We start from the raw sequence: 9,344 nt of genomic DNA, 5'->3' as shown, positions 1-9,344 counted from the left end.
GTCTAACACTATCGTTTGTTCTAACGAACACGCAATACCTACGGTACGCTTCCGCTAAGCGCTAACGCAATGACATAAATATTTTTGTCCAACTACTTAGAGGGATGAATTGAGGTCATATACTGTGCATTGTCTATACTGCAAGTCCGATGAAAATTAGAAAAGATAGCAAACGTCAAGGTTTAATTGAGAATCACTTCATCATCAAAGCTTTGACTTAGCCCCAATAATGTATTTGCAAAAGACGTCTCCGGAAAAAAATGTAGAGACGTACCAGAGGCTAACGCCGACGCCGCAGGCTCTGGTACGTCTCTACAAAAATTTATTTGTCTCATTGTTTTTCTAAATTGGTATTAGAAGTGCAAGACTTTGACGTTTGATGCATGAGGGAATATTAGTTGCGATCGCATGCATAAGTAAAATGCTTCCAACTATATCCATGATTTCCGATACCATACGATCGCGAACATTATTAAGAATAATGTTAATGGGTGATTGATTAAAATTCCTTTGTTTGTTTGGGATAAGGTAGTTGTTAATTTTGTTAATTAATTAACTTTCCTGGTTTTTACTTACTATTCGAGATAACTTATCTCCATAAAATAAATGTATTGTCTGAGATATGTTCAATTCATCAAAAACTTACTTTTTTTACATTTTAAATGATGGGTGAATAGCATGTTTTTATTCAAATAATTTATTGACATTGATTTATGATATACTTCGTTAGTTAAGCGAGTAATGATTACCATTAGTCAAATACTTAATATTATTAACTAAATATTATTAATATCATAAATAGTGAACAAGTATCATCATCAAGATATTTTGCTTGCTAAAAAACAAGGATAGAAATAACTATGCATCAAAGAAGTGCAAATTTGAACTATCAAAATAGGCAGTTATTTGATGTCACAAGCTACAATGATAATAAATCTAATAACCTACGAGTAGATTATGCTTCAACTAGTCAAAATCTGACAATGAAGGCAAATTGGAGAGTTGATGGCTTAAAAGTTAATGATTTAAAAAGTTATGGGAATCCTTTTTTTCATCACAACGAAAATAAGTTAAAAAATAACTTCAACAACAGCTTTGATGATTTAGTGATATTTGGTGACAGTTATTCAGACACTGGAAATGCATTTCATCTCTCGAATAATACATTTCCTCCAAGCCCACCATACTTTGAAGGACGTTTGTCAAATGGTCCAATCTGGGTTGATCAAATAGCTTCTGAATTATCTTTGCAAGAAGATGATATTCAAAATTTTGCTTTTGCAGGTGCAACAAGCGGTCGTGAAGTTTTTGTTCCTGAAGGTACTAATATTATTGCAGAAGAACCGGGCTTCACTTCAGAATTACCGGGACTACTTGATCAAGTTGACCAGTTTGCTGATGGGATTGGTCAAGATGGTGCTGACCCCAATGACATATACTTTGTTTGGATGAATGGTAATGATTTTCAACTTCTAAATTCGAGTTTAAGTTTAAATTCGGGTTCAAATTCAAGTTTAAATTTAAATTCAAATCTAACTTCAAATAATGTTTCAGAAATTCAAGCAGCAATCGCACAATATGCTAGTAATATCTCCGCAGCAGTCACACGATTAGCGAACTTGGGTGCAGAAAAAATTGCAATACCAAACATATCTAATTTTGGTTTGTTACCAAAAGCAGTTGAAAGTGGTGCTTCCTTACAAGGAACTCTCACAACACTTGCGATAAATTATGCTTTGGCTGACACCATTAACAATTTAGAGCGCAATTTAGGACTAGATATCATTGAAATTGATGTATTTGGATTTACCCAAGCGATCGTATCTTCTCCCCAGGAATTTGGTTTTTCGAACATTTCCGACCCTTTAATTGAAGAAACTAGCCCAGAAAACCCAGATGAATTTCTTTTTTGGGATGGAGTTCATTTTACGACCCAAGCTCAAGGATTATTTGCAGATCTGTTTAAAGATGCAATTACTACTTTCTCAACTAATACTTCTTTAAAATCTGAAAGCTTCTCTCGAAGTACTTGTATATCTAGTGACGAGTATATAAATCAAGTTAAACCCGGATGTATACCTGGTAGCAGTATGTCAAGCGTTTTTACAGGTATTTTTGATATTAATGAATTAGGCGTTCGCAACACGCCAGACTTCTACTACGAGCGGGGGCTTTCGCACTAAAGGGACTTAGACATTTTTTGCTCAAAAAACAGCCTTGTCTCCGATCAATCCAGTGACGTGCCACTCGGAACTCCAGTTTTAATTCTAATTTAGGAAAAGGAACTGAATTTTTGATTGAATTACCTATCTCATCATGAGTAAATTAAAGAATTTCCAATTGATAAACAAATTTTAGTTGTGACTTAGGTTTTTTAGTTGATGCGATCATTTTGGGTACACTTGCGATTGAATTGCTTAAAGACTACGCTTCCCCCTCTTGACAATGTAACGGGTTTCTTTAGTATTAGACTCATCCAACCAACGATTTGTCAGATTAACCACCCAATCAGGTTGTGATTTTGCTGCATCATTGAGCCAATTCGCCACTGAATTCTGAACATATCTTGCAGAATCTGACTTCAAAGGTTCCAATAATGGTAAACCTAACTCTGGAGATTCTTTCAATTTGGGTATATGACTGCACCAGACACCACGGGGACGAGTAGATTCTGTGGAGAATCGACGGATATTTTCACTATCGCTGACTGTCCAAGGGATAAGTGCTTGAATACTTTGTTCGATATCATTGGCAATATGCTCTCGCATTAGCAACCATACAGTTTCCCGAGTACCAGAATTAGGATCGTCAGCAAGGGGTTTTATTAAGTTGAGTCGTTCCTCAATGGAAAGATTGGGAATTAAAGCAACAACCCCAGAAACCCAACCGCGAACGTTATCAGAAGTATGTGCTAAAAGCGTATCAATAATCGATGCTCCAAAACACTCGTAGATCAGTTTGGATGCAAGTCGAGTTCTGTTCATCCAACCAAGCTCAGATGCAGCTTTCATTTGTGCGATCGCATCTTCGATGCACATTCCGTACGCAGGGTTGTTAATATCTGGTAGAGCATAACTCATCAATTTTGCAAAATCGAGCGCCAGACATTCGGTAAGATTAACTGTTTCGATTTCTCCCCGATTTATTTGCTCGAGAATATCAGGGGGAATATCAACTATTCGGCGCGCACCTTTACGTTTTACTTGCATTTTTCAAGGTAAGAGGGAATGGGAAACAGAAAACAAATAGCTAATTGTACTAATCCGCCAACAAATACCCAATCCCCAATATCCAGTCGCCAATTGCTACACCACCGCAGCCTCATTCACCACCACACCTTGCATCTTATTGAAAGCATCAATTAAGGTATCCAACTGTTTTGCAGCTTTAACCACTCCTAAACCCCGCACTGTAACTTTCCCAGGAGAATAAACAAAACGGTTTTTAAGAATTGCTGGTAAATTATCCGCCAATAAATTCCAAGCTGGTTCTTCCATTGGTGTTTCTAAGACAATATGCTGTTTTCCATCGGGTTTAATGCGACTAAAACCTAACTTTTTCCCCATTTGTTTTAATTCCATTACCCGGATCAGTTGATTTGCTGTTGAAGGAATAGTTCCATAACGATCCGTCCAAGCTGCAGCTACTTGCTGTAATTCTTCGCTGGTTTTGGCTGTAGCAAGCGCCCGATATGCGCTCATCTTCTGGTCGATGTCAGTAATATAATCTGAGGGAATAAATGCAGTGAGGCTGAGGTCGATTTGAGTTTCTTCCACCTGGGGAATTTCTTGTCCGCGAATTTCATTGATGGCGTTTTCTAACATTTCCATGTATAAATCGAAGCCAATCACATCTAATTTTCCGGACTGTTCCGCACCAAGTAAGTTACCAACTCCGCGAATTTCCATATCTCGCATTGCTAATTGATATCCGGAACCTAACTGAGTAAATTCTTGAATTGCTCGCAGTCGTTTGCGGGCTGCTTCCGATAATTCTCTTTGTTTGGGATAGAATAACCAGGCGTGGGCTTGAATTCCGGCTCGTCCCACCCGTCCGCGCAATTGATATAACTGTGCTAAACCGAAACGGTGAGCATCTTCAATCAAAATTGTGTTTACGCGGGGAATATCCAAACCAGATTCAATAATTGTGGTACAAACCAGGATATCTGCTTCCCCATTACTAAATGAAAGCATGGTCGCTTCTAGTTCGCTTTCATTCATTTGACCGTGAGCGATCGCAATTCTTACCCCTGGTAACATTTCTCGGATTCCAGCGGATTTATCTTCAATTCCTTCCACCCGAGGAACGACGTAGAAAACCTGTCCACCCCGGTCAAGTTCTTGACGGATGGCACTACGCATGGTTTCTCCATTCATTGGCGAGAGGTGGGTTTTAATCGGACGTCGGGATGGTGGGGGTGTTGTAATTAAACTCATTTCCCGAATCCCCGACAGGGACATATATAAAGTTCGGGGGATGGGAGTCGCTGAAAGTGTTAATACGTCAACTTGAGTTTTCAGACTTTTGATTTTTTCTTTTTGATTTACCCCAAACCGTTGTTCTTCATCTACCACCAACAGTCCCAATTCTTTAAAATTAACGCTTTTACTTAACAGTTGATGGGTTCCCACAACCACATCTAATTCCCCCGTCACCAGTCGCTTTTGAATCTTGCGGCGTTCTTCAGCAGTACGGAAGCGATTAAGCAAACCAACATTGATGGGATAAGGGGCAAAACGTTCTTTAATTGTATGGTAATGCTGCTGGGTGAGAATAGTAGTTGGCGCTAATAATGCTACTTGCTTACCTGCAGTTACAGCTTTAAAAATTGCCCGAATTGCAACTTCAGTTTTACCAAAACCAACATCACCGCATACCAACCGATCCATTGGGCGATCGCATTCCATATCCCGTTTCACATCCTGCACAGCTTTTAACTGGTCGATTGTTGGTTGATAAGGGAAAGAATCTTCCAATTCCTGCTGCCATGGCATATCCTCAGGGTAAGCGAACCCTTGTCTTTGACTTCTGGAAGCATAAAGCTTGAGTAAATCCACAGCCAATTTTTTAATTGCTCTGCGGACCTTATTCTTGGTATTTTCCCAAGCTTTGGAAGTCATCTTATGGAGTTGAGGCGGTTTACCGTCTTTCTTCCTAAAGCGAGACAATGACCCTACTTGGTCTGATGGTACCCGCAAAACACCGTCAGCATACTGTACCACCAAGTAATCCCGAGTTTCATCATTAATGGTTAAACTTTCCAGCTTGAGAAATTTACCGATCCCATGGTTTCTATGGACGACGTAATTACCCGGACGTAACTTATTAACATCAACTTGGTTAGAAGCAGCTTTACGCCGTTTGCGCACGTAGCTGGGAGTAGCTAAAGAATGTTGACCGTAAAATTCTCGGTCAGTAATTACTGCAATCCGGAATGTCGGTAAAATAAAGCCTTCTAATTCTGCTAAACCCGAATATTTTAAAGCTACAGGGGTATGACTAACTTGTAATTTATCAATTGCTTGATAGTCCCGGGGATTAGGAATAAACTGCGCCGGACAATCATGTTCCTGTAACAGCGACACTGAACGGGAAGGCTGTGCTGAAATTAACCACACAGCAAATTTGCGATCGCGTTCCTGTCTCACAGTTTCAGCGATTTTAGCAAACTGATGTGGCGTTACCGGTACGGGACGAGCAGCAAGATTTAATCCTGCATTTTCAATTCCTTCTCCCGACTCGTCAACAACAGTTTCAGTAATTTCCGATAAATATATTTTCTTAAATTTAACTGTATCTTCTAAGGATTCATCAAAGGAGCGATGGATTTTCGGTAAGTTGATTTGAGGTGAATCAATTTCGCGATCACTTAAAGGAGGTTCGCTATTTCCATCATCGCCATCCAGTTCGGTCAGTTCTCCACCATGTACTAGATACTGCCATTGTTCTTCAGCATTTTCCACCCAACGCTCGCTGTGGGCGTGACATTGTTCTGACTCATCAATTGCAATAAAAGTATTTGCTGGCAAATAATCCAGCAACGAAGCTGGTTTTTCATACGCCAAACCCAACAAACGACGACTACCCTCAAAAATCTCTGCTGCTTCCTCTGTACCAGAATCAGAATCAAAATTCCACTGAGCTTTCAATTCATCAAAATCAGGTCTAGCGGACAAAGCTTCGGTAAACATTGGGACAAAGCTAGTGGGAGTTAACACCATTTCCTCAATGCGATCGAGAGCAGAGCGCTGGGTAGATGGATCGAATTCCCGGATCTGTTCGATTTCATCCCCAAACCATTCTAAACGTACCGGTAACTCAGAAGATACGGGAAATAAATCCACAATATCCCCCCTTCGACTCCACTGACCTTCCATTTCTACCATTGGTACTCGCTCGTAACCCAAAGTAGTCACTTTGCGACTAAACTCACCTAGGTCAAATTCCATTCCCCGTTTCAGAGTTAAGCATGATGGTGCAAAAGCTTCCACCGGGGGTAGGTGGGGTTGTAAAGATGCATGAGTCGCCACAACAGCAATCCCAGAAACTCTCCTATCTTCAGTTCCCGATCCCCTGTCGCTAGTCGCCAATCTTCTATCCCCAACCAAATCCGCCAAAACCTGCATTTGTCCCCAGGTCATTTCAATTTCGGGATCGAAGGGTTCATAAGGAGAAGCTTCTGAGGTTGGGTAAAAATGTACCGTTTGCCAACCCATCATCTCAAGTTGTGCCGTCCACCTTCCAGCTTCTTCCAAAGTGGAACAAACCACAAATAAATTATATTCTTGGGCTTGCGCCAATGCTGATGCGACCAAGCCCTTTGGTAAGCGGGGAATTCCATTTAAAAATAATTCTTTTTGTCGCTCTATTCTAGAAAGAAGCTCGCCACTTAAAGACGACCGTCCTAAAGTCCGCACAATGGAAGAAAAAGCCATAAATCCCTAACAAAATATGCCTAACAAAATGATGGAAGTATTTATGTTTATGTATTTTGATATGTAGTTTGAGAATTAGAAGTAAGTTTAGAACTCTTACCTCAATAATTTTAAATGTGTCAAGAGTTTGATAACTCCTACTCTAGAACTAATAGTTCCTAGCTAGTACAATTACCACTGTCTAATCTTTGGTTAAATTAAACATTGCAGAAAAATTATCTATGACAATTAAAATACCACTTTCATCGGAGATCGAATCCAAGGATCGAAATTTAGCAGCAAAAAATAGATTTTCTTTAATTGCACTCAAGAATAACTTCAATACCTGGGATTATAAAAATTGGAATTCTAAGGATTGGCATTTCAAGATTGGTAACCCAATCATTGGGAAATTCCCATTCCAATCGTTTTACTTTTGGAGGGAATACAGAATAATAAACTATCATCCCATACTATTAATTTGGTTTGCGGCAATTTTGTTAGCAGTGCATTATATTTTCACATCGAGACACCAGAATAATGGAATCTTTAGCAAAATAGAATATTTGAAAGTGAAATATTTAATTTAGTAGTTTAATTTACTGAAAATCCCCAAACTCACACAAATAAAGGAAATACTTCAGCTATATGTTCGTCTACGTCAAATATAAAGCACTAATACCTCATTTTTTGCCAATATCCTGATTTAGAGATCATAAACTGGTTTTTGTTGTCCAACCTTAAAATTCGACCAAATTTTCCTCTGTCGAAAGTGTATTTATCAAACTTAATTGATATTAAATCTGAATATTAACACCCAAACCTACTAAAAAAAATTTGCCGATTCGCTCGGCAATATTAGAAATGTCGTCAACCACCGAAATTCTAATCCTTTTCTTACTTATTTTCGTCAACTCAATATTTGTAATGTCAGAGTTGGCAATAGTTTCAGCGCGCAAAGCTCGCTTACAGCAACTCGTCAATCGAGGAAGCAAAAAAGCTCGTACTGCCTTGAAGCTAGCATCTTCCCCCAATCAATTTTTGGCAACAGTCCAGATCGGTATTACCGCATTAGCAATCATTTCTGGTGCTTTTGGAGAGTCAGTCATCTCCAAAAAAATTATTCCTATACTAAATTCAATATTAAAATTTATTCCAGGAATTTCTTCTTATACAGAAGCAATAGCTTCGATTGTTGCAGTAATTTTGATTACATATTTTACTCTCGTTCTAGGAGAACTAGTACCAAAGCGGCTTGCTTTAAACCATCCTGAAGCTATTGCTAACATTATTGCAATTCCCATGGAAATGTTAGCTAAGTTTGCTCTACCAGTGGTTTGTATCTTAAGTGTTTCTACTGACACAGTATTACGTTTTTTAGGTGTTAGACCTGCAACTGGACCGCAAGTTACAGAAGAAGAAATCAAAGTTTTAATCGAGCAAGGAACCGAAGAAGGAACCTTCGAAGAAGCCGAGCAAGATATGGTGGAACGGGTATTTCGCTTAGGTGACATTCCTGTCGGTGCAATGATGACACCCAGACCTGATATTGAGTGGTTAGATCTAGGGGACGATATTAGTAAAAACCGGCGCAAAATCATTGATAATGGTTATTCTCGATATCCAGTATGTCGAGAAGAACTCGATAACGTCCTAGGAATTATTCCTGTAACGGACTTATTAGCCCGAAGTTTGTGTGGGGAATCAATAGATTTGACCATAGGGTTAAGGCAAGCATTATTTGTGCCAGAAAATACCAGTGGTTTAAAGGTTTTAGAACTATTTAAACAAACAGGTACCCATATGGCGCTAGTAGTAGATGAATATGGTGTTATTCAGGGATTGGTCACCCTTAATGATGTCATGGTCGAAATAGTGGGAGATGTTCCGGCTTTCGACGATGATGATGAGCCTCAAGCAGTGCAAAGGGAAGATGGTACTTGGTTATTAGATGGAATGCTATCAATAGATGATTTTTGCCACCTATTTGACGTTAGAGAATTTTCTTCAGAAGATCGAGGAAATTATCAAACTTTAGGTGGCTTTGTCATGACCCAACTTGGTCGAATTCCCATAGCCACCGATAATTTTGAATGGCAAGGAATGAGATTTGAAGTAATGGATATGGATGGTAATCGGGTTGATAAGGTTTTGCTAGAACCAAAAAATGATACATCTCCAGAAAATGAAGAAAATTAAATAAATGGAGGTAATGATAATAAACAATAACCATTACCAATTAGCCATTACTCCTGTAAAGACGTAGCAGAGGCTATAACTACGTTACCTTTGGATCCGCCGACGCCAAAGGCTCTGCTACGTCTCTACCTTCTTACTCATTATTCATTACTCATTACTCATTACTCATTACTCATTACTCATTACTCATTACTCATTACTCATTACTCATTACTCATTACCCATTAC

At 39.1% G+C, this 9,344-nt stretch carries 5 protein-coding genes; 2 read left to right on the top strand and 3 right to left on the bottom strand.

What is annotated here, in order from left to right:
- Positions 1-182: 182 nt before the first annotated feature.
- The gene (locus QNJ50_RS27595; protein WP_300642104.1) at positions 183-335 is read right to left on the bottom strand and encodes a hypothetical protein; all 153 of its coding nucleotides are present in this window, start codon (positions 333-335) and stop codon (positions 183-185) included.
- Between the two features lie 525 nt (positions 336-860).
- On the opposite strand from QNJ50_RS27595, the gene QNJ50_RS27590 reads away from it, so the two are divergent.
- Positions 861-2,183 carry an SGNH/GDSL hydrolase family protein gene (locus tag QNJ50_RS27590; RefSeq protein ID WP_300642101.1) on the top strand — a complete coding sequence of 441 codons (1,323 nt, stop codon included), beginning with the start codon at positions 861-863 and terminating at the stop codon, positions 2,181-2,183.
- Positions 2,184-2,417: 234 nt separating this feature from the next.
- On the opposite strand, the gene QNJ50_RS27585 is transcribed toward QNJ50_RS27590, so the two are convergent.
- Both QNJ50_RS27585 and mfd read right to left on the bottom strand, forming a co-directional pair.
- Entirely contained in the window at positions 2,418-3,209 is a 792-nt protein-coding gene (locus QNJ50_RS27585; RefSeq protein ID WP_300642098.1) for a DNA alkylation repair protein, read from the bottom strand.
- Between the two features lie 96 nt (positions 3,210-3,305).
- Positions 3,306-6,938: a transcription-repair coupling factor gene (mfd, locus tag QNJ50_RS27580; RefSeq protein ID WP_300642095.1), complete on the bottom strand. Its 3,633-nt coding sequence runs from the start codon at positions 6,936-6,938 to the stop codon at positions 3,306-3,308.
- Positions 6,939-7,781: 843 nt separating this feature from the next.
- Between mfd and QNJ50_RS27575 the strand changes: the two genes are divergently transcribed.
- A complete protein-coding gene (locus tag QNJ50_RS27575) occupies positions 7,782-9,116 on the top strand; it encodes a hemolysin family protein (RefSeq protein ID WP_300642092.1) in 1,335 nt (444 codons plus the stop codon).
- Positions 9,117-9,344: the final 228 nt, after the last annotated feature.

The organism is Mastigocoleus sp. MO_188.B34, assembly GCF_030065675.1.
Lineage (GTDB): Bacteria > Cyanobacteriota > Cyanobacteriia > Cyanobacteriales > Nostocaceae > Mastigocoleus.
Note: the sequence above shows the minus strand (reverse complement) of the source record. Positions and strands in the feature narration are given on the sequence as shown.